Here is a 21016-nt window from a genome sequence, read left to right as displayed (position 1 = left end):
TGCGCATGCACGTATTGGTCATAAACACCGAAAAGGGCTGGAGGGGGGGCGAACGTCAGACCCTCTATAATATCATGGGCTTTCTACAGGCAGGCCTTCAGGTCGATCTGCTGTGCCGAAAGGGGTGCCCCCTGTCGCAAAAAGCCCGTGGACTGGGGATAACGGTGCACGAGATCGGCGGAACCCTGGGCGGCCTTCGGTGGTTGGCGACCAACGCGGCAGCCTATGATCTCATGCAAGCCCAGACAGCCAAAGCCCAGACGCTGGCTGCCGTGACAAAACCGTTTCACGGCAAACCGATCGTGTACACGCGCCGGGTCGACTTCGTGCCACGGGGCAGACTCACGAAGATCAAGTATCGCACCACCGATCATGTCGTTGCCATATCCAACTGGGTAAAAACCATACTGGAGAATTTTGGCATACCGAATATCACCATCATCTCCGATGTCGTCGTACCGCGGACCCTGGACAGCAGGCGGGCCACGGAGATCGTTGCCAAGGTGGACACCAAGGGGAAAAAGATCGTTGCAACCTTTTCCGCCCTGGAGCAACACAAGGACCCTCTTACCATGATTGAAGCGGTACGGGAACTCTCCCGGATGAGGGATGACTTCGTGTTTTTGCATTTCGGCGATGGTTCTCTCAGAAACACGGTGCAGCAGAAGATAGACGAGTACCGGTTGAACGATGTCTATCATTTGATGGGATTCGTTCCCGAGGTTGAGGATGTCTTTCTGCTCATGGACGTGTTTTGCATGAGTTCCGAAGAAGAGGGATTGGGCAGCAGTGTGCTCGATGCCTTTGTCTATAAGGTGCCGGTCGTGTCCACATCCGCCGGGGGGTTGACGGAAATCGTTACCGGGCGAGGGTTCCTGTGCGACATAAAGGATAGCGCCGCTATGGCGGAATGCATCGATAAGGTTCTGGAGCACCCGGAAGAATATCGGAAAACAGCGGAGCGGGCCTATGACTATGTTGTTTCCGCCCATTCCCTCGAAAGCACGACCGAACAGTATCTGGAGCTATTCAAAGGTCTCGCCGACCGGGAGAGCGGAAGGCCATGATAGATGCGCCCGGCACCATACTGATAGCCAATACCCGCCTCATCGGCGATGTCGTCCTCACCACGCCGTTGGTTGAAATTCTGATGGACGCATTTCCCGGCGTTGCAATCGATGTCCTCGTCAACCGTGGTACGGGCGAATTTCTGGAGAAAGACCCCCGGATTCGTAGGGTCATCTATTCCGAGAAATGGAGAAATTCTGCCTCGGGTCTTGGCAGCAGCTATCTCCTGGGGCTCGTCAGAAAGTATGACCTGGCCATAACGATGAATTCGGGCGACCGGGGGGCCATGGCGGTCCTCGTCGCCAGCAGACGCTACCGCGTGGGCTTTTGTCAGACCGACAAGCCCTACTCGCGGTTTCTTCGCTCCAGGTTATTCAGCCACCCCATTGACGGTGCCGCAGATATGCACATGGTTGGGCTATGCGGCCAGGTCGCAGATGCGCTGGGCATACCCTACTCGTTGCTCAGGGTGCGGCTCTTTTGGGACAAGGGCGATGAGGAGCGCGTTGCCGCTACGCTGGGTGGCGAACCCGTCCCCCCTTATTTCGTCATCCATCCCTTTGCCCGCTGGGGCTATAAATATTGGGATCTAAAGCGTTTTGTCGAGGTGAGCAATCATGTGGCACGGGAGCATCACCTGCAACCGGTTTGGACGTCGTCACCCGACGAAGCCGAGGCGCAATTGCTTAAGGAGAGCGCCGCAGAGTGCAGCGTAAAGCCCATATTGATACCCGGCAGCCTGTCCCTCAACCAGATGGCCTGCCTGCTCCAGGGAGCCCGCCTCTATATCGGCCTCGATACGGCAATTACCCACATTGCCGCATCAACCGGCGTACCGGTGGTGGCGCTCTACGGCCCCACGGAACTGTGGCGTTGGCATCCATGGAACAATGATTCTCCGTCGGCAAAGCTCGTTCGCCCGGGTTATCGCGGCCCGATCCGGTGCGGCCGGATCGTTACCCTGCAAGCGGGCTGCGACCACCCGACCTGTCTCAGGCCCGATTGTTACGGAGCAGTTGAAAATCCCTGCATGATGGCAATAACAACGGACCAGGTCTGCCAAGAGGCGTCCCGATTGCTGTCGTCATCCACTACGCAGATACAACAGACGCATGGTGCCGATCATGGCCGTTGACATCGCCTTTATAGCGGTAAACTACAACACCCGTGCTCTCGTCGAGGAATTGATCCGGTTCTTTGCAACGTGCGAGCTGCCGTTCCGCCATTGCCTGGTGGTGGTTGACAATTCTTCCACCGATGGCTCGCGCGAGATGCTCGAACAGGCGCAGGGGGACGGCCTGGTCTATATCCAGGCCAACGAAAACCTGGGCTATGGCCGTGGCATGAACCGGGGGATGGCGGCCGTTGCAAGCCGCTATGCCTGCGTCATGAATACCGATCTGATTCTCAACCGGGAAGCGCTGGTTGCTCTGTGGGAGTTTTTTGAGAGCCGCCCCGAGGCCGGTGTCGCTTCTCCGGTTATCCTGGGAAGTGATGGCCGCATGCAAGGCTTTCTCAGTTTTCCCGGTCTCCTGTTGCTCTATGCACCGACGCTCAGCAAAATCAAGAGCAAGCTGTGGAAGTTGCGGGTAGCGAAAGCACGCGTTCCCCTCAGGGTCCCCGGCGTATTGGGCGCTTTTTTTATGATTCGGCGCTCCTGTTTCGCCGCCCCCCTGTTCGACGAGGATTTTTTCTTCTATTACGAGGATACGGAGCTTGCTCACCGGTATTGGGAACAGGGGGTGCCGTGCTATGTGCTGCCCCAGGTTTCGATCATCCATACGGGGGGGCAGTCTACCTCGGCCGCCGGTGGCAAGCTGTTTCAGCAGAGCCGGCGCATCTATATCGAAAAATGCTACGGCGCCCCCCATACGGCGTGGCTGGCTACCCTCGACCGGGCCAGGCTTCGTATGAAGTATTACAAGTACCGGATACTGAGTTGTTTTGTAAAAAGCGGCAAGATACAGCGCAAGTACGAATACTACGCCAGGCTTGTCCAGCCGGATGACTAGTGCCTCACCGCATAAGGATAGATAACGCTAAGGATTTTTGTGAATGAATATTTGCCTGATCAATAATTTTAACTACGGGGGCTACCTTGGCGAATGTTTGGATTCTGTCCTCCAGCAGTCAAAACCTTTTGACCTGATCATTGTTGTTGACGACGGCTCCACGGATAATTCACGGCACGTGCTTGCCGGCTACAAAAAAGAAAATGTAATAACTATCGAAAAAGAAAACGGAGGGCAGCTTTCTGCCTTTAATTGTGCTGCAAAGCATATTCCGTTCGATGCGCAGGTCTTTTTTCTCGATTCCGACGATATCTACCCACAGGATTATCTGGAATTATGGTGCAGTTTTACGAAGAAAGACAACAGGGATTTTACGTACTGTAAAAGCATAAGATTTGGTGTGGATGATACAAGACTTACTTCAAGCCTCATCGAAAACGTATCAACCATAGAGATAGGCACAACCTCATCCATAACTCTTTTTCTTAACTATTGGATCGGAGCACCCACATCGTGTGTATCCATTTCAGGAGGACTCTTTCATAAGCTGCTGCCATACGGTGACGAAAGGAATTGGAAGGTAAGGGCTGATGATGTGATTGTTTTCGGTACCTCAATACTTGGTGAGAACAAAACCTATGTTCCGGCATTGGGTATAAACTATCGCGTGCACAGTAAAAACAATACGTTTGAAGAAAAACGGTCGAAAGACAAAAAGAAGGCATACCGGGCTGCCCTTGAAACCCTGATGGCATCATACGCCGAAAAGGCAGGCATAAAGAGATACCCCTCTCCAATCGCCACCTATCGTGAAATCAAGGGTTTGAGTGCTGAAGCGGGCAGAACCGTTAATGTGCCGAGCGGAGTGCGGTTGTTGCGAAAATTGTGTGTTGCTTTCATACGGCACAGGTAAAGTGACAACGGACTCTCGGACAATTCGACCACGATAGTTTCTTCAGAACCGGCCACATTTACGACAATTGCTCCTGTGGGCCGGAATACTGGTACCTCCGGCACCTGGAAAACCCCGTGTTGACACCGGGGGGAGCTTTTTACCTGCTGCCCAATCCCGTGGAGCGCCGACGCTTGTCATATCATGGCGAGTCGGCAGAAATGAATGGTATGGTGTCACAACGTAACGGAAAGCGCGCATTGAAGGTTGGTGCCGTGTATAAGGCGGGATAACCGATGCGCGTTCTGATCATAAAAACATCCGCCCTGGGCGACATCATTCACGCCCTGCCGGTTATCGATTACCTGCGCCAGGTGTCGACCGGGGTCGAGATCGACTGGGTGGTCGAAGAACCGTTTCTGCCGGTGCTGGAGCACAATCCCGGCCTGTCGCAAATTCATGTCGTCAGGACAAGGAAGTGGCGCAAGGCCCCGTTCTCCGCGGAGACCCGCAAGGACCTGAGGGCGTTGCGCATGGAGTTGCGGGAACGCTGCTACGACCTGGTCTTCGACATCCAGGGGAACCTGAAGAGCGGCCTGATCGCCTGGCTCACCGGCGCCCGCGAACGGGTCGGCTTCACCAGGGAGGTCGCGCAGGAAAAGGCCAACTGTCTGTTCACCACCCGTCGCATCCCGTTTAGGGACAGCGACCGCAACGTTACCGACCGCTACCTGCGAGTGGTCAGCGCCCTGTTCGGCAGGGATTACCGCGGCATGGAACTGACGGGCGCCATCGTCTCCGCACCCGAGGACGAGGCTGCCGCGGAACGCTACCGGGCAGGATTGCCGGGCGGGCCGGTCATCCTCTTCCAGGTCGGCACCACCTGGAACACCAAGTTGTGGTATCCTGAGGGGTGGTCGGAGCTGGCGCGCCGGGTCGTGGCCCGGTATCCCGGGGCGACCATACTGATCAACTGGGGCAGCCCCGGCGAAAAGGCCCTGGGGGAGCGGATCGCCGGTGAAGTCGGTCCGGCGGTGCACCTCCTCCCCTGGCTGCGCATCAGGGAACTCATCCCGGTGCTCAGGAGGGTGGATCTGGTTATCGGCGGCGACACCGGCCCGGTATACCTGGCCGCTGCCGTCGGCACCCCCACGGTCTCCTTTTACCGGGCGACCAGCGCCGCCACCTATGCCCCCCAAGGGAAACGGCACCGCACGGTTCAGGCCGCCATGGAGTGCGCTGCCTGCTACCGGACCTCCTGCGACCGGGACGGGGAGTGCCGCCGCAGCATCACCGTTGATGCTCTCTTTGGCGCGGTAACGGATTTGATCGGACAGTACCCGAATGGAAAGGATGCACCATGTTGACCAAGCTGAACCTGAACGGGCTCGAGGATGCCTTTGACCGCTATCTGAGCTATTGGCATACCGATCCCGCCACCTATGATGCGCTGGATATCCCCATCAGCCCCATCGCCCTGGAGCTGGCCTACCGCAACTATCTGTTGTGGCACGAGGAGGACAAGGCGCGCCGCACCGATGTGGACGACAGCGCCATTGCCGTCGTCAAGCGCGCCATCGACAAGCTCAATCAGCAACGCAACGATCTGATCGAAAAACTGGACGAGGCGATCCTGGCCCAGGTTACGGCTGTCGCTCCCAAGCAGACCGCGGACCGGATCAATTCCGAGACCCCCGGCAGTATCGTGGACCGCATATCCATCATGTCGCTCAAGATCTATCACATGGACGAAGACAGCCGCCGCGGCGATATCGACGATGTTCACCGGCAGCGCTCGCTCCACCGTCTCTCCGTGCTGAAACTCCAGCGCTATGACCTGTATGTCGCCCTTGAACAGTTGCTGGCCGATTATGTGGCAGGCCACAAACGGATGAAGCTCTACAAACAATTCAAGATGTACAACGACCCGACCTTGAACCCGGAATTGTACCGGGCGCGCAACCAGGGATGAAGATCGCTTTTGTCAGGCTCACCTCGCTGGGGGATATCATCCTCGCCATGGCGGCGTTGCAGGTCGTGCGCAGCCGCCTGCCGGAGTGCCATGTCACCTGGGTAGCCGAGAGGCGTTTTGCCGATATTCTCGATCATAACCCCGATATCCAGCAGATCATCCGGATCGACCTGAAAGAGCTGAAAAGGAAGAAGTCCTTGACCGCCTTGCGTGCCGAGTACCGCCGCCTTGCATCATGCGGCGATTTCGATGTTGTCATCGACCTGCACGGCATGTTGAAGTCCGCCGTCATAGCCGCTTCCCTGGGCGGCATCCGGTACGGGTTCGCCCGGCAGATGCTCAAAGAGCCGTTGGCCGGCCTGTTCTATAACCGCTCGGTCCCGGTTCCGCTGGATCTCCCTGCGGTGTGCCGCTACACGACCCTTGCCGCCCAGAGCCTCGGCCTGGATTTCCGGCCTGACGAATTGTGCCCCCCCAAGCCGTACCTGTTCTGGGGGGAGGGCGACGGCGCGGCCACGGAGGAGTATTTCGCTACGGACAAGCATAATATCCTGCTTGTGCCCGAAACCAGCGCAAGCTACAAGAACTACCCGCCTGAAAAGTTTGCGCGTATCGCGAATCTGTTGCCGGGAAACATCATGATCTGCCACGGCAACCAGCAGGAGTTCCTGACCGCATCCCTGATTGCCGAACGTGCGCCTCATGTCCGGGTATTACCCCGTTTGAACCTGAACCAGCTCAAGGCGACGGTGGGGCGCTGCGATCTCGTCATCGGCGGGGATTCGGGACCGACCCATATCGCCTGGGCCTGTGGAGTTTCCTCCATAACCCTGTTCGGAGCAACGCCGGTATGCATCTATCCCACGGAGCGCAATCGGGTCATAACGACGTCGTCTGTGGTCAACCTGCGTAAGCCTGACTCCCGTGACGACTCGGTCGGGCATATCACCCCGGAAGAGATCGCCCGGTTGGCGCAGGAACTCTTGGCATGACTCCAACCACAATCCACCACGTGGAGAAAACCCCATGACACTCCATCGTTTTTCCCGCACCGAACTCCTGGTCGGCCAAGAAGGGCTCGAGACGCTCCGCCGGAAGCGGGTCATGATCTGCGGTATCGGCGGGGTCGGCAGTTATGCGGCCGAGGCCCTGGGGCGGGCCGGGGTCGGCTCCATCACCCTGGTGGATTTCGACGACATCTGCCTGACCAATGTCAACCGCCAGATTCACGCCCTCTCCAGCACGGTGGGCATGTCCAAGGTCGAGGTCATGGCCGGGCGGCTCAAAGACATCAACCCGGACGCCGAGATCGTCCCGGTCAAGGCCTTCTTCTCCGCTGAGAATGCGGCACAGTTGTTGACGCCCCGCCCGGACTACGTGCTGGACGCCATCGACCATTTCACCGCCAAGACCGCCCTGATCACCATCTGCCGCGCCAGTGGCATCCCGGTCATCTCCAGCATGGGGGCGGCCAACAAGCTCGACCCCACCAAAATCCAGGTGGCGGACATCTCCGCCACTCGCAACTGCCGCATGGCCCGCAGCATGCGCAAGATACTCCGCCAGGCCGGTATCCATGAGGGGGTTCAAGTCGTCTACTCCACCGAGGGACACCGCGAACTCAACCCCCAGGCCGCCCATTGCGGCACGGAATGCATCTGTCCCAATCGGGACGACCAGGTGTTCCGCTGCGAAAACCGCCGCGTGATCCTGGGCAGTATCTCCTTCATCCCCTCCATCTTCGGCCTGACCATGGCCGGAACCGTTGTCAACGAACTGCTGAAACAGGGGCATTGACCCCACCCCACGCCCTGAATTTTTCTGGTTGACCGTTGTCATTTCCCCGTTATACTCGTATACACAACTTAGCCATAGGAGGGAACCATGGGGAGAGAGTTTTCGCTACAGGAGGCCTTGAAGCTGGCGATCAAGGCTGAAAAGGATAGCATGGATTTCTACCGCAAGGCCGCCTCGGTGGCGAAGAACGAGCGTGCCAGGAAGGTGTTTGACCTGTTGGCCAACGAAGAGGTCGGCCATCTCAAGGCGTTCTTCGCTCACTACAAGGGGGAAGAATTCGGAGACCTGACCAGCTACATTAATTCGCCGGCCGATACGAAGAACCCTACCTATATGAAGCTGGAGAAGGCCATCAACGAAGAAATGGTCGAGCAGAAGGCCCTGGAATTGGCCTTGGCCGAGGAGAAGGAGTGCATCGGCCAGTATTCACAGTTCGCAAAGGATATGGTGGACCCCGGGGTCAGGAGCGTCTTCGAACGGGTCGTCAAGGAAACCCAGGGACACTATGACCTGATCGAGTCCGAGTACGCCCACGTCATGAAAATGGTGCATGAGAGCGACCAGGACATCTACGTCAGGGAGTAGGGCGTTCCCTTCTTCGTGCTACAACGGGGGCCTGCCGGCTGGAGATGCCGTCAGGCCTTTTCATCTTTCCCATAGAAAGGAACAGCAATGAACATCAGCCAGACGCTTGCGCTTATCATTGCGGTGGTTGCCGCGGCGCCCCTGTGGGCCGCACAGGACGACACCGCAACGGGGAAAAATCTGGGCAATGTGGTCGGAGGCGACTTCAAAAAGGCCCATGCCGTCATCGAAAAGAGATGCACGGTCTGTCACAGCGACAAACGGATCGACGCCGCGTTGTCGTCAGGGAAGGACATGGCCACGATCCAGCAGGAGATGGAGCGGCGGGGGGCCAAACTGAACGCCAACGAGCGGGAGGTGCTGGGCATCTACTGGAAACAGAACCCCTTGAAGAAATAGAGGCGGCCCCGGCGGGACAACATGGCATGAAAAAAGCGGCAGGGGATGATCTCCCCTGCCGCTTCTGTTTTCGGAACAAGCGAATCTGCTACATCATCCCACGTAGTACTTGGCCAGGAGCGGCACGAGCAGCAGCGAGACGATGTTGATGATCTTGATCATCGGGTTGACGGCCGGGCCGGCGGTGTCCTTGTACGGGTCGCCGACGGTGTCGCCGGTAACGGCAGCTTTGTGGGCGTCGCCGCCTTTGCCGCCGTGGTGGCCGTCCTCGATGTACTTCTTGGCGTTATCCCAAGCGCCGCCGCCGGTGGTCATGGAAATGGCCACGAAGATACCGGTGACGATGGTGCCGACGATCACGCCCCCCAGGGCCTTGGGACCGAGGGTGAAGCCGACGATGACCGGGGCGAGGATCGGGATCAGGCCGGGGATGACCATTTCCTTCAGGGCGGTCTTGGTGACGATATCGACGCAGGAGGCGTAGTCCGGCTTGCCGGTGCCTTCCATGATCCCCTTGATCTCCCGGAACTGGCGACGGACTTCCACAACAACGGCGCCGCCGGCCTTGCCGACCGCTTCCATGCACTGGGCTGCGAAGTAGTAGGGGAGCATGCCGCCGATGAAGAGGCCGACGATGATGTAGGGGTCGGACAGGTCGAAGGTGATGGCCTTGCCGGCAAACTTCAACTCATCCACATAGGAGGTGAAGAGGATAACGGCGGCCAGGCCGGCGGAGCCGATGGCGTAGCCCTTGGTCACGGCCTTGGTGGTGTTGCCCACCGCGTCCAGGGGGTCGGTCACGGCGCGGACCGAGTCGTCCAGTTCGGCCATCTCGGCGATGCCGCCGGCATTGTCGGTGATCGGGCCGTAGGCGTCCATGGCCACGACGATGCCGGTCAGGGAGAGCATGGACACGGCCGCTATGGCGATGCCGTAGACCCCGGCGCACTGGAAGGAGACGATGATACCGGCTGCGATGACGATCACCGGAGCGGCCGTGGCTTTCATGGAGACGCCGAGGCCGGCGATGACGTTGGTGCCGTGGCCGGTGGTGGAGGCCTGGGCGATGTGGCGGACCGGGCCGTATTCGGTGGAAGTGTAGTATTCGGTGATCCAGAAAATGGCCCCGGTCACGACCAGGCCGACGATGGAGGAGATGAAGATGTTGATGGCGCTGAAGGTCGCCCCGGAGTCATTGGTGAGCCCTTGGGGGAACATCTGGACCGTGACGAAGTAGAAGGCGATGCAGGCCAGGACGGCGGAGACGATCAGCCCTTTGTACAGGGCGGGCATGATCTTCTGGCTGGCGCCCAGTTTGACGAAGAAGGTGCCGATAACCGAGGTGACGATGGAGATGCCGCCCAGGATCAGCGGATAACTGACCGCGCTCTGGTTGCTGTTGAAGGCGATGGCGCCCAGCAGCATGGCGGCGATCAGGGTCACGGCGTAGGTTTCGAACAGGTCGGCGGCCATACCGGCGCAGTCGCCCACGTTGTCGCCCACGTTGTCGGCGATGACGGCCGGGTTGCGGGGGTCGTCCTCGGGGATGCCTGCCTCGACCTTGCCCACCAGGTCGGCGCCCACGTCGGCGCCCTTGGTGAAGATACCGCCGCCCAGACGGGCGAAGATGGAGATCAGGGAACCGCCGAAGCCGAGGCCGACCAACTGGCTGACCACTTCCTTCACCGGTGCGCCCGGCATCAGTTTCTGCAGGGCCAGGTAGTAGCCGGCCACGCCCAGAAGGCCCAGGCCGACCACCAGCATGCCGGTGATGGCGCCCCCCTTGAAGGCCACGTTAAGGGCCTTGACGATGCCGCTTTTGGCCGCCTCGGTGGTGCGCACGTTGGCGCGGACCGATACGAACATGCCGATGAAACCGGTAAGGCCGGAGAAGAGCGCGCCAATGGCGAAGCCGATGGCGGTCTTGACACCCAGGGTGGCGAACAATGCGACGAACATGATCACGCCCACAACGGCGATGATCGTGTACTGGCGTTTCATGTAGGCGCCGGCGCCCTCCTGAATCGCGGCAGCGATCTGGCGCATCCGGTCATTGCCCTGCGGCAGCCCCAGAATCCACTGTGCCGAAATCAGTCCGTAGGCGACAGCCACTACGGCGCAGACCAGGGCGAAGTACACAGCATACTGTTCCATTCTCTCAATTCCTCCTGTTGATATAAATAGCCGATAATCAGGCAATTCTTCTTCACATGCAGAAACGAAAAATTGTTAATTGAATAGCGGTTGATTGTCAAGCGTTATTTCCTGCGCCCTGCCGCATGTTTCCTCTCTTTTGGTCTGGCCCGCCTCCCACTTGTCATGGCGCGGGCGGCATGATATATAAAGAGTCTGTACTGCGTGCACACCATAACGACCATCAAAGGAGTATTCCCTGATGAAATATGCATATTTAGTACTCTTGGCTGCCATGACAGGGCTTGCCGGTTGCGCTACCCAAAGTTCGCTCGACGTGGTCCGCAGCGATGTGGATGCCGTCAAGACCAGGCTGTTTTCCGTGGAAAAGGACCTGGGGGGGGTGAGGGACGAGTCCAAACAGGGGATCGGCTCCATCGAGAAGGAATACAAATCCGACGTGACGGCGGTTCGCAAGCTCTCTGCCGATATCCAGGCCTCCATGGACAGTCTCAGGACCGATATCCAGGCCCTGAACGGCAAGGCGGACGATCTGGCCATCGCCACCAAAAAGCCGACGGACGACCTGACCCGCTACCGTGAGGATGCGGACAAGCGTATGCTCACCCTGGAAGACCGGGTCATGAAGTTGCAGACGGCCATCGACGAACTGGGCAAGAAGATGGGCGACCTCGCCTCCCTGCCGAAAAAGGAAGAGGTCGTTACCCCCGAATCCTTCTATACAAAGGGGCTGGAGCTCTTCAAGGCGGGAGACATGCCCGGTGCGCGGGATATCTTCACCAAATTCCTGGACAAGTACCCCCAGCACGACCTGGCCGCCAATGCCCAGTACTGGATCGGCGAGACCTTCTACAGCGAAAAGGGGTATGAACCGGCCATCCTGGCGTACCAGGAGGTGATCAAGCAGTATCCGACCAAGGACAAGGTCCCGGCTGCCATGCTCAAACAGGCCATGTCCTTCAAGGCCATCAAGGACGCCAAGAGCGCCCGGTACGTCTTGAAGAAGCTGGTGGAGGGGTATCCCAAGAGCGACGAGGCGAAGAAGGCCAAGGAATTGCTGAAGGAGATCAAATAGGCGGGATGGTGTGCGGATGATGAAAACAGAAAGGGCGGCCCGTGGGGGTCGCCCTTTTTTCATTGGATCGTGGGGTGCTTGTGTTACAGAACCCCTTTGGTGGACATGACCCCCTGCACCCGCGGGTCGAGCTGGGTCGCCGCATCCAGGGCCCGCGCCACCGCCTTGAAGCAGGCCTCCAGGATGTGGTGCACGTTGTCGCCGTACATCACGTTGATGTGCAGGTTCAGGCCGCAGTGGTTGGCAAAGGCCTGGAAGAACTCACGGGCCAGTTCCACGTCGAACTCGCCGAGCTTCACCTTGGGGAGCCGCACGTTGTACACCAGGTAGGGGCGGCCGGAGATGTCCACCGCCACCGCCGCCAGGGTTTCGTCCATGGGTACCGTGGCCTGGCCGTAGCGCCGGATTCCCTGCTTATCGCCCAGGGCCTGTTTGAACGCCTCGCCCAGCACGATGCCGATATCCTCCACCGTATGGTGGAAGTCGATGTCGATATCGCCGCAGGCCTCGATCTTGAGATCGAAAAGGCCATGCCGGGCGAACAGGTTCAGCATGTGGTCTAAAAACGGGACCGAGGTGCAGATCGTGGCCTGGCCGCTGCCATCCACGTCCAGCGCCAGCTTGATCTTTGTTTCCTGGGTGATCCGTTCTAGTGCGGCGCATCGTGACATATGACCTCCCTGTAGTGCCTTTTGCAAAATTCCCCTCCCCCCGCGGGGGAGATAGGACTTATGGGATAAATGGGACATATAAGTCCCATAAGACCTATAAGTCACATAAAAACAACGGACTCTACCCGATCTCCTTCAAGGCCGCCAGGGTCAGTTCCATCTCCTCGCGGGTCCCGATGGAGATGCGCAGGCCGTGGGCCAAGAGCGGATCGGACAGGAGGCGCACCAGAATCTTGCGGCCGTACAGGGCCTCGTAGACCCGCTTGCCGTTCCGGTCGGGCGGGGAGACGAAGACGAAATTGGTCTGGGACGGGATCACCTGATAGCCGATGGCGATCAACTCCTGGGTGAACCACTCACGGGTCTCACGGATGCGGGTGCAGCTGTTGCGGAAATAGGGCTGGTCCTGCAGCGCGGCCACGCAGGCCGCCTGGGCCAGACGGTCCAGGTTGTAGTGGTCGCGGATCTTGTCCAGGGCGGCGATGATCTCCGGCCGGGCGATGGCCAGGCCGAGGCGCATGCCGGCCAGGGCGTAGCTCTTGGAAAAGGTGCGGGTCACCACCACGTTGTCGTATTTTTTCACCAGTTCCATCACATTGGCGTCGGCAAAGTCGGCATAGGCCTCGTCGATCACCAGCAGGCCGCTGCACCGTTGGGCCAGCTCCTCGACGTACTCCTGGGGGAACGCGAAGCCGAGCGGCGCATTGGGGGAGGTGAGGAAGAACAGTTTCCCCTCGTAGCGCTCCGGGAAGTCGGCGATGCGGAAGTCGTCCGTCAGGCCGAAACAGCGGACCCTGGCCCCTTGAACCTCCGCCAGGGTGGCGTAGTAGGAGTAGGAGGGGTGGACGAGGGCGATCTCCTCACCCTCGCCGGCGCAGGCCCGGATCAGGTTGTTGAGTACCTCGTCGGAACCGTTGGCCATGATGATCCAGGAGGGATCGAAGCCGTACAGTTCGCCGGCCGCCTCGCGCAGTTTCGCACTGGAGGCGCTGGGGTAGGTGCGCAACAGGGCGCCGTCCACGCCCACTTCCTCGTAGATGGCCTCCACGACTCTGGGTGACGGCGGATAGGGATTTTCGTTGGTGTTCAGCTTGATCCACGAGGCCACGTCGTCCGGCTGGAAGCCGGGGACATACCCCTTCATGTCGCGTATATTAGGTCGTAGTCGGTTCATAATGTATGAGAAATATCACGCTTGGGCGTTGTGTTCAAGTCTGAAACGCAGGGGAGGGCGAAGACCGTTACGGTGTCCATATGAACCGCGCAGACTTTCTGAAATAGCAGCCTGCCAGCTCAATTCCCCGTTCATCCCATCACGTGCCCCCCAGCTTCCGTTCGAGCCGTTCGATGACCTCCGCTACCGTGCCTTCCCGGTCGTCCCCGTGCACGGTAAAGTAGAAATACCGGCCGGTATGGTTGGACCAGTCCAGGTCTTCCACCGGCAGCGGTTCCAGCAGGGATGCGATCTTTTCATAGGATATGAACGGGTCGCCGTCGGGCCACTTCCGGTCGAGCCGCGCCTGTTGGGCATCCGTCAAGGGTATCCGGTACGTAATGGAATAGATCTCCGCCTTCATGATCTCGCGGCCCCTCCCTGATGTTGTTGGTTGTACCTGCTCAACAGTATACCCGCGGAAATTCCCAAGGCAAAATATTTCCCTCTACCCCGAATGCGGGGTTTACTGCCGACCTGTTAGGACATGGTATAATAATTCATGTCATCCCGTGTAAAAGGAGCGAGCCATGTCATTGACGAAAAACTGGTATACCATCGACGAAGCGGCAGCCAAGTTCGGAGTCACCAACCAACAGCTACAAAATTGGATCGAAAATGGCGTGCTGCGCACTGAAGGGGGCAAGGGCAAGGTGATCCTGCTGAATGGCGATGACATCGAGCAGGAATTGAACATGACGCCCTCGGTGTGATGTGATGAGACTGTTCATAACGAAGATCTGGAACTGGTGGGATGTGTGGCTGCTGAAGTGGTGCGCGTTCCTGTTCGGTATTGCGGCGGGGGCGTATTTCCATGCGGCGGTCTTGCCGTATGTGTGGGTGGTTCTCGGTGTTGCGGTCCTGCTGGCGATCAGGCCTGCCATTGCTTATTGGAAGTAGTAGCTATTCTGCTGTTAGGCGGGTTTGGCGTGATTCGAGAGAAAGGCAGGGACCCGGCCGGCACGCCTCAAAAATGCCGATAACTTGAAGAGTGCCGACCTGGTCCCCATGGCTTTTCTCAGATCAACGACGGCCGCCGTCATCGCCGCCGCGGTCGCCACCGCCGCCGCGCTGTTCATCATGGAATAAGCCGCCGCCCCTGCCGCCGCTTATGCTCCCGTTGCCACGTCCGCCACCGCCGCCGCCTTCATACGGCCAGCCGAGACAACCGGACAGCATCGAGATCGTTGCGAGCATAAGTGCCGTTTTTACCCAGATATGTTTTTTCATCGGTCGATCCTCATTTCCTTGGTGTGGATGGTTTGCGTTCACTCATTCGGGTGATTATACCGAGTAATTGAAGCGGGAAATGAGGAAATACGGGGTAAATGAGGAAATGGGGCGTTCTTCTATATAAATGGGGGCCTAACTCCGCTCCGGGGTGAGCCGAATCCCCGGTTCGCCCGCCAGCCCCAACCATGCCTGCGCGGCGTGCGACAGGTAGCCCCCGCGCCGCCAGATCAAGGCCATATGCCAAAAGATCGCCGGTTGATCGACCGGGATGCATCTTGTCAGGCGATGATGCCGCTGTTCCGCGATCATGCGGGGCAGCAGGGCGACGCCGAGCTTCGAGGCCACCAATTCGATGATGAAGTCGATCTGGCTGGAGTTTGCCGCGACCTTGGGCGTGAATCCCGCTTCCCGGCAGGCCTCCAAGATCATCGGGTTGAGGGCGAAACCCGGCCCGTAGAGGATAAACGGCTCATCCTTGAGCGCCGCGAAGGTGAGCCGGTCCGCTGCCGCCAAGGGGTGGTCCGCCGCCAGAAGCACATCGATGGGCTCGCGCCATACCTCCTGCCACTCGAACTCCGCTCCCACCGGCAGCAGCGTTGCCGCCAGGTCCAGTTCCCCCGCCAGCACCAGTTCTTCCAGACGCTTGCTGCCGTGTTCCACCAGCCGCAGGTCCACGCCGGGGTAGCGGCTGCGAAAGGCGGCGAACCAGTGGGCAAAGAGGGTATTGCTGCCGATGAGCGGTACCCCGAGGCGCAGCGTGCCCCCTTTGAGCCCCCGCAACTCCTCCAGTTCCGCTTTCAGATCGTCCCCCTGGGCCAGGATCGTGAGCGCCCGCCGGTAGACCACCTCTCCCGCCGCCGTCATCTTGCACCCCTGGCCGATCCGGTCCACCAGTTGGAGGCTCAACTCATCCTCAAGCTGCTTTACGGCCTTGCTCACGGCCGACTGGGTCACGTACAGCGTCTTTGCGGCTCGTGAAAAGCCCCCGTGGCGCACTACCTCGACAAAAGCCCGTAATGTCCGCAATTCCATTGTTAGTCCTATTGAGAATATACAGTATGAATTTAATTCGTTTTACGAATAGCATGGGCGGGGATATTATACAAACAGTAAATGTGAGGAGAGGAAAGGGTATGACCATCTATCAACACATGAGCCTCTGGCTGCGGCGCTTCCGTTTGAGCCGTCCGTTTCAGGCTCTGGTTATCTTGCTGTTCTGGGCACTGGGGGAAGCCATCGTACGCATCACCGGCATTGCGATCCCCGGCGCGATTGTCGGGTTGTTGATCATGCTGGTCCTGCTGGTCGGCAAACGGCTCCGGGTTCGGACGGTGCGCCGGGGGGCCGAGTGGTATCTTGCCGAGATGCTGCTGTTCTTTGTCCCGGCGGTATTGGCTGTTTTGGACCACCCGGAATTTCTCGGGCTGCTGGGGTTGAAGATCCTCACGGTGATCGTGCTGGGGACGCTTACCGTCATGACGGTTACGGCGGGGGCTATCGATCTCTGTTATCGGTTGGGAAAAGAGGATGTGGATGTTGCAAAGTAATATGCCATTGTTTCAGGCCGCGTTCTGGTCCGTGCTGACCATTGGGCTGTATGCCCTGGGGAAAGCCCTGTACCGGCGCAAGTCGTGCATGTTGTCGTCGCCGCTGTTCATTACTCCGGTGCTGCTCATCCTGGCGACGCTTCTGTTCCACGTCAGCTATGCGCAGTATATCCGGGGCACCCACTGGCTGGTCGCCTTGCTCGGCCCGGCGACCGTCGCCTTTGCCGTGCCCATCTATGAACAGCGCGCTTTGATCTGCCGGCACTGGGTGCTGCTGGTGGTGGGCGTGGTGGCAGGGAGCATAACGGCGGTGGTTTCCTCGTGGGAACTCTCCAACCTGCTTGGCCTGAATGACAGCTTGCGCCTGAGCCTGCTGCCTCGTTCCATGAGCACGCCATTCGCCATGGCCGTTTCCGGCGACATCGGCGGCGCGCCGGGGCTTACCGCGGTGTTCGTGGTGCTCACGGGGGTGTTGGGCGCGGCGCTGGGCGAGGGATTGATCAACTATCTGCCGCTGCGCTCGGTCTTTTCGCGAGGAGCCCTCCTGGGGATGGGGGCTCACGGAGCCGGGACGGCAAAGGCGCATCAGATCGATCAGGAGGTCGGCGCCATCGCCGGTCTGGTCATGGTGCTCGTCGGTCTGTTCAACGTGCTGGCGGCTCCCGTGCTGGTCTATTGCCTGGGCATGGCCGGCAAGTAGGTGAGCCATGGCAGGGCGGCGCATGGCGCATCTCCGCGAGCACACAAAAAAAGCACCCGGATCGCCTCCGGGTGCTTTTTGTATCATTTCGATAGTGCCTCTCGTCTATTCCAGTCGTTTACCCACCGACTTGGCGTGGGCCTCCAGCCCTTCAAGCCCGGCGATGCGCATGATGTCGCTCCCCAGCCGTTTCAATCCGCCTTCGGAGAAATAGACGATGGAGGATTTCTTCACAAAGTCGTCCACGGACAGGGGGGAGAAGAAGCGGGCCGTGCCGCCGGTGGGCAGGGTGTGGTTCGGCCCGGCCAGGTAGTCGCCCGCCGCCTCGGGGGTCCAGTGCCCCATGAAGATGGCCCCGGCGTTGGTGATGCGGGACAGGATGGCGAAGGGATCGGCGACGGCCAGTTCCAGATGCTCCGGCGCGATGCGGTTGGAGAAGGCGATGACCTCGTCCAGGTCTGCGGCCACGATGACGGCGCCGTACTTGTCCCACGAGGCGCGGGCGATGGCCTCTCGGGAGAGTTGGGCCAACTGGCGCTCCACCTCGGCCGCCACCCGCTCGCCAAAGGCGCGGTCGGTGGTGATGAGGATGGAGGAGGCCAATTCGTCGTGTTCGGCCTGGGAGAGGAGGTCTGCCGCGATGTGGACCGGGTTGCCGCTGCCGTCGTTGATGACCAGGATCTCGCTCGGCCCGGCGATCATGTCGATCCCCACCTGGCCGAAGACCAGCTTCTTGGCCGTGGCCACATAGATATTGCCCGGCCCGGTGATCTTGTCCACCTTGGGGATTGTTTCGGTGCCGTAGGCCAGGGCCGCCACCGCCTGGGCCCCGCCCATGCGGAAGATACGGTCTACCCCGGCCAGTTTGGCCGCCACCAGCACGTGGGGGTTGATCTGTCCCCCCGGCGTGGGGGCCACCATGATGATCTCGCCGACGCCCGCCACACGGGCCGGCACGGCGTTCATGATCACGCTGCTGGGATAACTGGCCTTGCCGCCCGGGACGTAGATGCCGACCCGCGCCAGGGGGGTGACCTTCTGCCCCAGCATGATGTCCGGCTCCTCGGTGGAGATCCAGGTCTGCTGCTTCTGTTTTTCGTGAAACCGGGCCACCCGCTCCACGGCCAGCTTGAGCGCCGCCGCGTCCGCCTCTGCAACCTGGGCGAAGGCCGCCTCGATCTCGGCGGGGGTGACCTCCAGCTCGGCCACGGAGGCCGCCTCCAGACGGTCGAAGCGCCGGGTCAACTCCAGCACGGCTGCGTCGCCCCGCTTGCGCACGTCGGCGATGATGCCGAGCACGGTCTGTTCCACCTCCCGGCCGGTCTCTTCGCCCCGGGCGAGGATGGCGCCGAACTTCTCAGTAAAATCGTTGTCGCGTATATCGAGAAATAGCATGGAGTCCCTCTTTACAGCGTTCATCCTGAATGCGGTAGTTAATAACCACAAAGACACAAAGGGCACAAAGAAATTCAGATGCTTATGGAAAACAAAAAACCGAACCAATCAGGTGCAAGACTTTGGTAAGACAAACGACTGATTTTACTTAGTGTTCTTTGTGTCTTTGTGGTGCAAATGTTTATTTTAGGTTTATGCGGACTGAAGCTCTTTTTCCAGCCCTTGTATGATGTGGGTGATCCGCTCGTACTTGGTCTTGAGGCTGGCGCGGTTGACGATCAGCCGGGTGGTGATCTCGGCGATGCTCTCCACCTCCACCAGGCCGTTCTGGCGCAGGGTCTCGCCGGTGGACACCAGGTCCACGATCCGCTCGGAGAGCCCCACCAGCGGGGCCAGTTCGATGGAGCCGTACAGCTTGATGATCTCCACCTGAATCCCCTTGGAGGCGAAATAGGTCTCGGCCACGTGGGGGTACTTGGTGGCGATGCGGATATGGGACCAGCCGGAGGGGTCGTCGTTCTTGGCCAGGTTGACCGGCTCGGCCACCATCATGCGGCAGTAGCCGAACTTCAGGTCCAGCGGTTCGTACAGGTCCTTGCCCTGTTCCATGAGCGTGTCCTTGCCCACGATGCCCAGGTCGGCGCTGCCGTACTCCACGTAGGTGGGGACGTCGGTGGCGCGCACGATCATATAGCGCATGCGCTGTTCGGCATTCTCAAAGATCAGTTTGCGGGAGTCGGAGAGCAGTTCCCGGCAGTCGATGCCGATCCTGCCGAACAGTTCCACCGATTCTTCCAGGATGCGGCCCTTCGGAATTGCGATTGTAATCCAGTCGTTCATAGGGAACCTTTTCGTTTTAGCTCCTCCCCCCAGCGGGGGGGGGAGAAGGGAATTTGGGGATTCAACCACCCCCTGCCCCCCTCCTTATCAAGGAGGGGGAAGAACTGGGCGTTTTTCCTCCCCTCCTAGTTTAGGAGGGGCCGGGGGTGGTACCTATTTATCGTCACTCTTTGATTCTTTTGATATCCGCTCCCAGCCCCGCCAACTTCTTCTCGATGGACTCATACCCCCGGTCCAGGTGGTAGATGCGGGAGATCTCGGTGACGTTGTCCGCGGCCAGGCCGGCCAGGATCAGGGATGCCGACGCCCGCAGGTCGGTGGCCATGACCGGCGCGCCGGAGAGTTTCTTGACCCCCTTGACTGTGGCGCTGTTCCCCTCAATGGTGATGTCCGCCCCGAAGCGTTGGAGCTCGGAGACGTGCATGAAACGGTTCTCGAAGATGTTCTCGCTGATGACGCTCGCCCCGTCGGCCACACACATGAGGGCCATGAATTGGGCCTGCATGTCCGTGGGAAAGCCGGGGTAGGGGCGGGTCTTGATGTTGATGCTGCGGATCTTCCTGGGCGCCTTGACCCGCACCACGTTGTCGTGGCTCGTGATCTCCACCCCGGCGTCCTGGAGCTTGAAGACCATCGCGTCCAGATGCTCCAGCTTCATGCCGTGGATCTTCACGTCGCCCCCGGTGATCGCCGCGGCGATCATGAAGGTGCCGGCCTCGATGCGGTCCGGCATGACGGAGTAGGAAACGGGGGAGAGTTCGGTGACCCCCTGGATATGGATGGTGTCGGTTCCGGCTCCCTCGATCTTGGCTCCCATGAGGTTGAGCATCTGGGCCAGATCGACGATCTCCGGCTCACGGGCGGCGTTCTCCAGGACCGTCTCCCCCTTGGCCAGGGCAGCGGCCATCAGCAGGTGCTCGGTGCCCCCCACGGTGGATATGTCGAAGTTGACCCGCGCCCCTTTCAGGTGGCGGGCTTTGGCCTCCACATAGCCGTGTTCCAGGTTTATCTCGGCCCCCAGGGCCTGGAGCCCCTTGAGGTGCAGGTTGATGGGGCGGGCGCCGATGGCGCAGCCACCGGGCAGGGAGACCCTGGCCTTGCCGAAGCGGGCCAGAAGCGGCCCCAGGACCAGCACCGAGGCGCGCATGGTTTTTACCAGTTCGTAGGTTGCCTCGTGGTTGCGGATACCGGCGGAGTCGATCCTGACGATGTTGCCGTTGCCTTCGATGGTGGCGCCCAGGGATTCCAGCACCTTGATGGTGGTGTTGATGTCGCGCAGGAAGGGTACGTTGCTGATCTGGTTCATCCCGGAGTTCAGGATGGTGGCCACGAAGATCGGCAGGGAGGCGTTCTTGGAACCGCTGACCCGCACCTCGCCCGCTAGTTTTTTCCCACCCTTGATGACAAGCTTATCCACCCTTTTTCTCCCTTTTATTGATAGTTATTCGATCCATATTACTCGA

General features: G+C 59.6%; 24 protein-coding genes. 15 read left to right on the top strand and 9 right to left on the bottom strand.

Annotation, left to right across the window (positions count from 1 at the left end):
- The first annotated feature begins 5 nt into the window (after positions 1 to 5).
- The 10 genes from ET418_RS07395 (at position 6) to ET418_RS07350 (ending at position 8725) form a co-directional block, all read left to right on the top strand.
- Entirely contained in the window at positions 6 to 1067 is a 1062-nt protein-coding gene (locus ET418_RS07395; protein WP_149306963.1) for a glycosyltransferase family 4 protein, read from the top strand.
- Entirely contained in the window at positions 1064 to 2203 is a 1140-nt protein-coding gene (locus ET418_RS07390; protein ID WP_149306962.1) for a glycosyltransferase family 9 protein, read from the top strand. Before ET418_RS07395 ends, ET418_RS07390 begins: the two co-directional genes overlap by 4 nt.
- Complete coding sequence (locus tag ET418_RS07385; protein ID WP_188055403.1) at positions 2193 to 3080, top strand: glycosyltransferase family 2 protein; 888 nt, start codon at positions 2193 to 2195, stop codon at positions 3078 to 3080. Before ET418_RS07390 ends, ET418_RS07385 begins: the two co-directional genes overlap by 11 nt.
- A 43-nt stretch (positions 3081 to 3123) precedes the next feature.
- Complete coding sequence (locus ET418_RS07380; RefSeq protein WP_149306960.1) at positions 3124 to 3993, top strand: glycosyltransferase family A protein; 870 nt, start codon at positions 3124 to 3126, stop codon at positions 3991 to 3993.
- Positions 3994 to 4268: 275 nt separating this feature from the next.
- A complete protein-coding gene (waaC, locus tag ET418_RS07375) occupies positions 4269 to 5339 on the top strand; it encodes a lipopolysaccharide heptosyltransferase I (RefSeq protein WP_149306959.1) in 1071 nt (356 codons plus the stop codon).
- Entirely contained in the window at positions 5333 to 5944 is a 612-nt protein-coding gene (locus ET418_RS07370) for a DUF4254 domain-containing protein (RefSeq protein WP_149306958.1), read from the top strand. The genes waaC (ET418_RS07375) and ET418_RS07370 overlap by 7 nt, the downstream gene beginning before the upstream one ends.
- Complete coding sequence (waaC, locus tag ET418_RS07365) at positions 5941 to 6936, top strand: lipopolysaccharide heptosyltransferase I (protein ID WP_149306957.1); 996 nt, start codon at positions 5941 to 5943, stop codon at positions 6934 to 6936. The genes ET418_RS07370 and waaC (ET418_RS07365) overlap by 4 nt, the downstream gene beginning before the upstream one ends.
- Positions 6937 to 6970: 34 nt before the next feature.
- Complete coding sequence (locus ET418_RS07360; RefSeq protein ID WP_149306956.1) at positions 6971 to 7741, top strand: tRNA threonylcarbamoyladenosine dehydratase; 771 nt, start codon at positions 6971 to 6973, stop codon at positions 7739 to 7741.
- Positions 7742 to 7828: 87 nt separating this feature from the next.
- Entirely contained in the window at positions 7829 to 8326 is a 498-nt protein-coding gene (locus tag ET418_RS07355; RefSeq protein ID WP_149306955.1) for a ferritin family protein, read from the top strand.
- Positions 8327 to 8413: 87 nt separating this feature from the next.
- A complete protein-coding gene (locus tag ET418_RS07350) occupies positions 8414 to 8725 on the top strand; it encodes a cytochrome C (protein WP_149306954.1) in 312 nt (103 codons plus the stop codon).
- Positions 8726 to 8818: 93 nt separating this feature from the next.
- Here the strand turns inward: ET418_RS07350 and ET418_RS07345 are convergent, their stop codons facing one another.
- Positions 8819 to 10879 (bottom strand): sodium-translocating pyrophosphatase, encoded by a 2061-nt coding sequence (locus ET418_RS07345; protein WP_149306953.1) that lies wholly within the window; start codon positions 10877 to 10879, stop codon positions 8819 to 8821.
- A gap of 241 nt (positions 10880 to 11120) precedes the next feature.
- On the opposite strand from ET418_RS07345, the gene ybgF reads away from it, so the two are divergent.
- Positions 11121 to 11954 carry a tol-pal system protein YbgF gene (gene ybgF / locus ET418_RS07340; protein WP_149306952.1) on the top strand — a complete coding sequence of 278 codons (834 nt, stop codon included), beginning with the start codon at positions 11121 to 11123 and terminating at the stop codon, positions 11952 to 11954.
- An 83-nt stretch (positions 11955 to 12037) separates the two neighbouring features.
- Here the strand turns inward: ybgF and hisB are convergent, their stop codons facing one another.
- The 3 genes from hisB to ET418_RS07325 all read right to left on the bottom strand — a co-directional run bounded on the left by hisB (position 12038) and on the right by ET418_RS07325 (position 14202).
- Positions 12038 to 12625, bottom strand: coding sequence for an imidazoleglycerol-phosphate dehydratase HisB (gene hisB, locus ET418_RS07335; RefSeq protein WP_149306951.1), 588 nt, complete (start codon positions 12623 to 12625; stop codon positions 12038 to 12040).
- A 121-nt stretch (positions 12626 to 12746) separates the two neighbouring features.
- Positions 12747 to 13799: a histidinol-phosphate transaminase gene (hisC, locus tag ET418_RS07330; protein WP_149306950.1), complete on the bottom strand. Its 1053-nt coding sequence runs from the start codon at positions 13797 to 13799 to the stop codon at positions 12747 to 12749.
- A gap of 139 nt (positions 13800 to 13938) precedes the next feature.
- Positions 13939 to 14202: a hypothetical protein gene (locus ET418_RS07325; RefSeq protein ID WP_149306949.1), complete on the bottom strand. Its 264-nt coding sequence runs from the start codon at positions 14200 to 14202 to the stop codon at positions 13939 to 13941.
- A 166-nt stretch (positions 14203 to 14368) separates the two neighbouring features.
- Here ET418_RS07325 and ET418_RS07320 point away from each other — a divergent pair, with 166 nt between their 5' ends.
- Positions 14369 to 14551, top strand: coding sequence for a helix-turn-helix domain-containing protein (locus tag ET418_RS07320; RefSeq protein ID WP_149306948.1), 183 nt, complete (start codon positions 14369 to 14371; stop codon positions 14549 to 14551).
- A gap of 4 nt (positions 14552 to 14555) precedes the next feature.
- Positions 14556 to 14738, top strand: a complete 183-nt coding sequence (locus ET418_RS07315; RefSeq protein ID WP_149306947.1) for a hypothetical protein — start codon at positions 14556 to 14558, stop codon at positions 14736 to 14738.
- 123 nt (positions 14739 to 14861) lie between these two features.
- Here the strand turns inward: ET418_RS07315 and ET418_RS07310 are convergent, their stop codons facing one another.
- Entirely contained in the window at positions 14862 to 15068 is a 207-nt protein-coding gene (locus tag ET418_RS07310) for a hypothetical protein (protein ID WP_149306946.1), read from the bottom strand.
- A 135-nt stretch (positions 15069 to 15203) separates the two neighbouring features.
- Positions 15204 to 16103 (bottom strand): LysR family transcriptional regulator, encoded by a 900-nt coding sequence (locus ET418_RS07305; RefSeq protein WP_149306945.1) that lies wholly within the window; start codon positions 16101 to 16103, stop codon positions 15204 to 15206.
- A 101-nt stretch (positions 16104 to 16204) separates the two neighbouring features.
- On the opposite strand from ET418_RS07305, the gene ET418_RS07300 reads away from it, so the two are divergent.
- The gene (locus ET418_RS07300) at positions 16205 to 16618 is read left to right on the top strand and encodes a CidA/LrgA family protein (RefSeq protein WP_188055400.1); all 414 of its coding nucleotides are present in this window, start codon (positions 16205 to 16207) and stop codon (positions 16616 to 16618) included.
- 1 nt (position 16619) lies between these two features.
- The gene (locus ET418_RS07295) at positions 16620 to 17318 is read left to right on the top strand and encodes an LrgB family protein (RefSeq protein WP_218043380.1); all 699 of its coding nucleotides are present in this window, start codon (positions 16620 to 16622) and stop codon (positions 17316 to 17318) included.
- Between the two features lie 105 nt (positions 17319 to 17423).
- Here ET418_RS07295 and hisD read toward each other — a convergent pair whose 3' ends face one another.
- The 3 genes from hisD to murA form a co-directional block, all read right to left on the bottom strand.
- A complete protein-coding gene (gene hisD, locus ET418_RS07290; RefSeq protein WP_149306943.1) occupies positions 17424 to 18713 on the bottom strand; it encodes a histidinol dehydrogenase in 1290 nt (429 codons plus the stop codon).
- Between the two features lie 192 nt (positions 18714 to 18905).
- The gene (gene hisG / locus ET418_RS07285) at positions 18906 to 19553 is read right to left on the bottom strand and encodes an ATP phosphoribosyltransferase (RefSeq protein ID WP_149306942.1); all 648 of its coding nucleotides are present in this window, start codon (positions 19551 to 19553) and stop codon (positions 18906 to 18908) included.
- A gap of 163 nt (positions 19554 to 19716) precedes the next feature.
- A complete protein-coding gene (gene murA / locus ET418_RS07280; protein WP_149306941.1) occupies positions 19717 to 20970 on the bottom strand; it encodes a UDP-N-acetylglucosamine 1-carboxyvinyltransferase in 1254 nt (417 codons plus the stop codon).
- Positions 20971 to 21016: the final 46 nt, after the last annotated feature.

Source organism: Oryzomonas rubra (assembly GCF_008369015.1).
In the GTDB taxonomy this organism is placed as follows: domain Bacteria; phylum Desulfobacterota; class Desulfuromonadia; order Geobacterales; family Pseudopelobacteraceae; genus Oryzomonas; species Oryzomonas japonica.
The sequence above is the reverse complement of the archived record's forward strand: the minus strand, read 5'-3'. Positions and strand labels throughout refer to the sequence as shown.

Coding starts and splice junctions, on each gene's coding strand:
- ET418_RS07395 (WP_149306963.1), top strand. CDS start 6: ATGCACGTATTGGTCATAAACACCGAAAAGGGCTGGAGGGGGGGCGAA.
- ET418_RS07390 (WP_149306962.1), top strand. CDS start 1,064: ATGATAGATGCGCCCGGCACCATACTGATAGCCAATACCCGCCTCATC.
- ET418_RS07385 (WP_188055403.1), top strand. CDS start 2,193: ATGGCCGTTGACATCGCCTTTATAGCGGTAAACTACAACACCCGTGCT.
- ET418_RS07380 (WP_149306960.1), top strand. CDS start 3,124: ATGAATATTTGCCTGATCAATAATTTTAACTACGGGGGCTACCTTGGC.
- waaC (WP_149306959.1), top strand. CDS start 4,269: ATGCGCGTTCTGATCATAAAAACATCCGCCCTGGGCGACATCATTCAC.
- ET418_RS07370 (WP_149306958.1), top strand. CDS start 5,333: ATGTTGACCAAGCTGAACCTGAACGGGCTCGAGGATGCCTTTGACCGC.
- waaC (WP_149306957.1), top strand. CDS start 5,941: ATGAAGATCGCTTTTGTCAGGCTCACCTCGCTGGGGGATATCATCCTC.
- ET418_RS07360 (WP_149306956.1), top strand. CDS start 6,971: ATGACACTCCATCGTTTTTCCCGCACCGAACTCCTGGTCGGCCAAGAA.
- ET418_RS07355 (WP_149306955.1), top strand. CDS start 7,829: ATGGGGAGAGAGTTTTCGCTACAGGAGGCCTTGAAGCTGGCGATCAAG.
- ET418_RS07350 (WP_149306954.1), top strand. CDS start 8,414: ATGAACATCAGCCAGACGCTTGCGCTTATCATTGCGGTGGTTGCCGCG.
- ET418_RS07345 (WP_149306953.1), bottom strand. CDS start 10,879: ATGGAACAGTATGCTGTGTACTTCGCCCTGGTCTGCGCCGTAGTGGCT.
- ybgF (WP_149306952.1), top strand. CDS start 11,121: ATGAAATATGCATATTTAGTACTCTTGGCTGCCATGACAGGGCTTGCC.
- hisB (WP_149306951.1), bottom strand. CDS start 12,625: ATGTCACGATGCGCCGCACTAGAACGGATCACCCAGGAAACAAAGATC.
- hisC (WP_149306950.1), bottom strand. CDS start 13,799: ATGAACCGACTACGACCTAATATACGCGACATGAAGGGGTATGTCCCC.
- ET418_RS07325 (WP_149306949.1), bottom strand. CDS start 14,202: ATGAAGGCGGAGATCTATTCCATTACGTACCGGATACCCTTGACGGAT.
- ET418_RS07320 (WP_149306948.1), top strand. CDS start 14,369: ATGTCATTGACGAAAAACTGGTATACCATCGACGAAGCGGCAGCCAAG.
- ET418_RS07315 (WP_149306947.1), top strand. CDS start 14,556: ATGAGACTGTTCATAACGAAGATCTGGAACTGGTGGGATGTGTGGCTG.
- ET418_RS07310 (WP_149306946.1), bottom strand. CDS start 15,068: ATGAAAAAACATATCTGGGTAAAAACGGCACTTATGCTCGCAACGATC.
- ET418_RS07305 (WP_149306945.1), bottom strand. CDS start 16,103: ATGGAATTGCGGACATTACGGGCTTTTGTCGAGGTAGTGCGCCACGGG.
- ET418_RS07300 (WP_188055400.1), top strand. CDS start 16,205: ATGACCATCTATCAACACATGAGCCTCTGGCTGCGGCGCTTCCGTTTG.
- ET418_RS07295 (WP_218043380.1), top strand. CDS start 16,620: ATGCCATTGTTTCAGGCCGCGTTCTGGTCCGTGCTGACCATTGGGCTG.
- hisD (WP_149306943.1), bottom strand. CDS start 18,713: ATGCTATTTCTCGATATACGCGACAACGATTTTACTGAGAAGTTCGGC.
- hisG (WP_149306942.1), bottom strand. CDS start 19,553: ATGAACGACTGGATTACAATCGCAATTCCGAAGGGCCGCATCCTGGAA.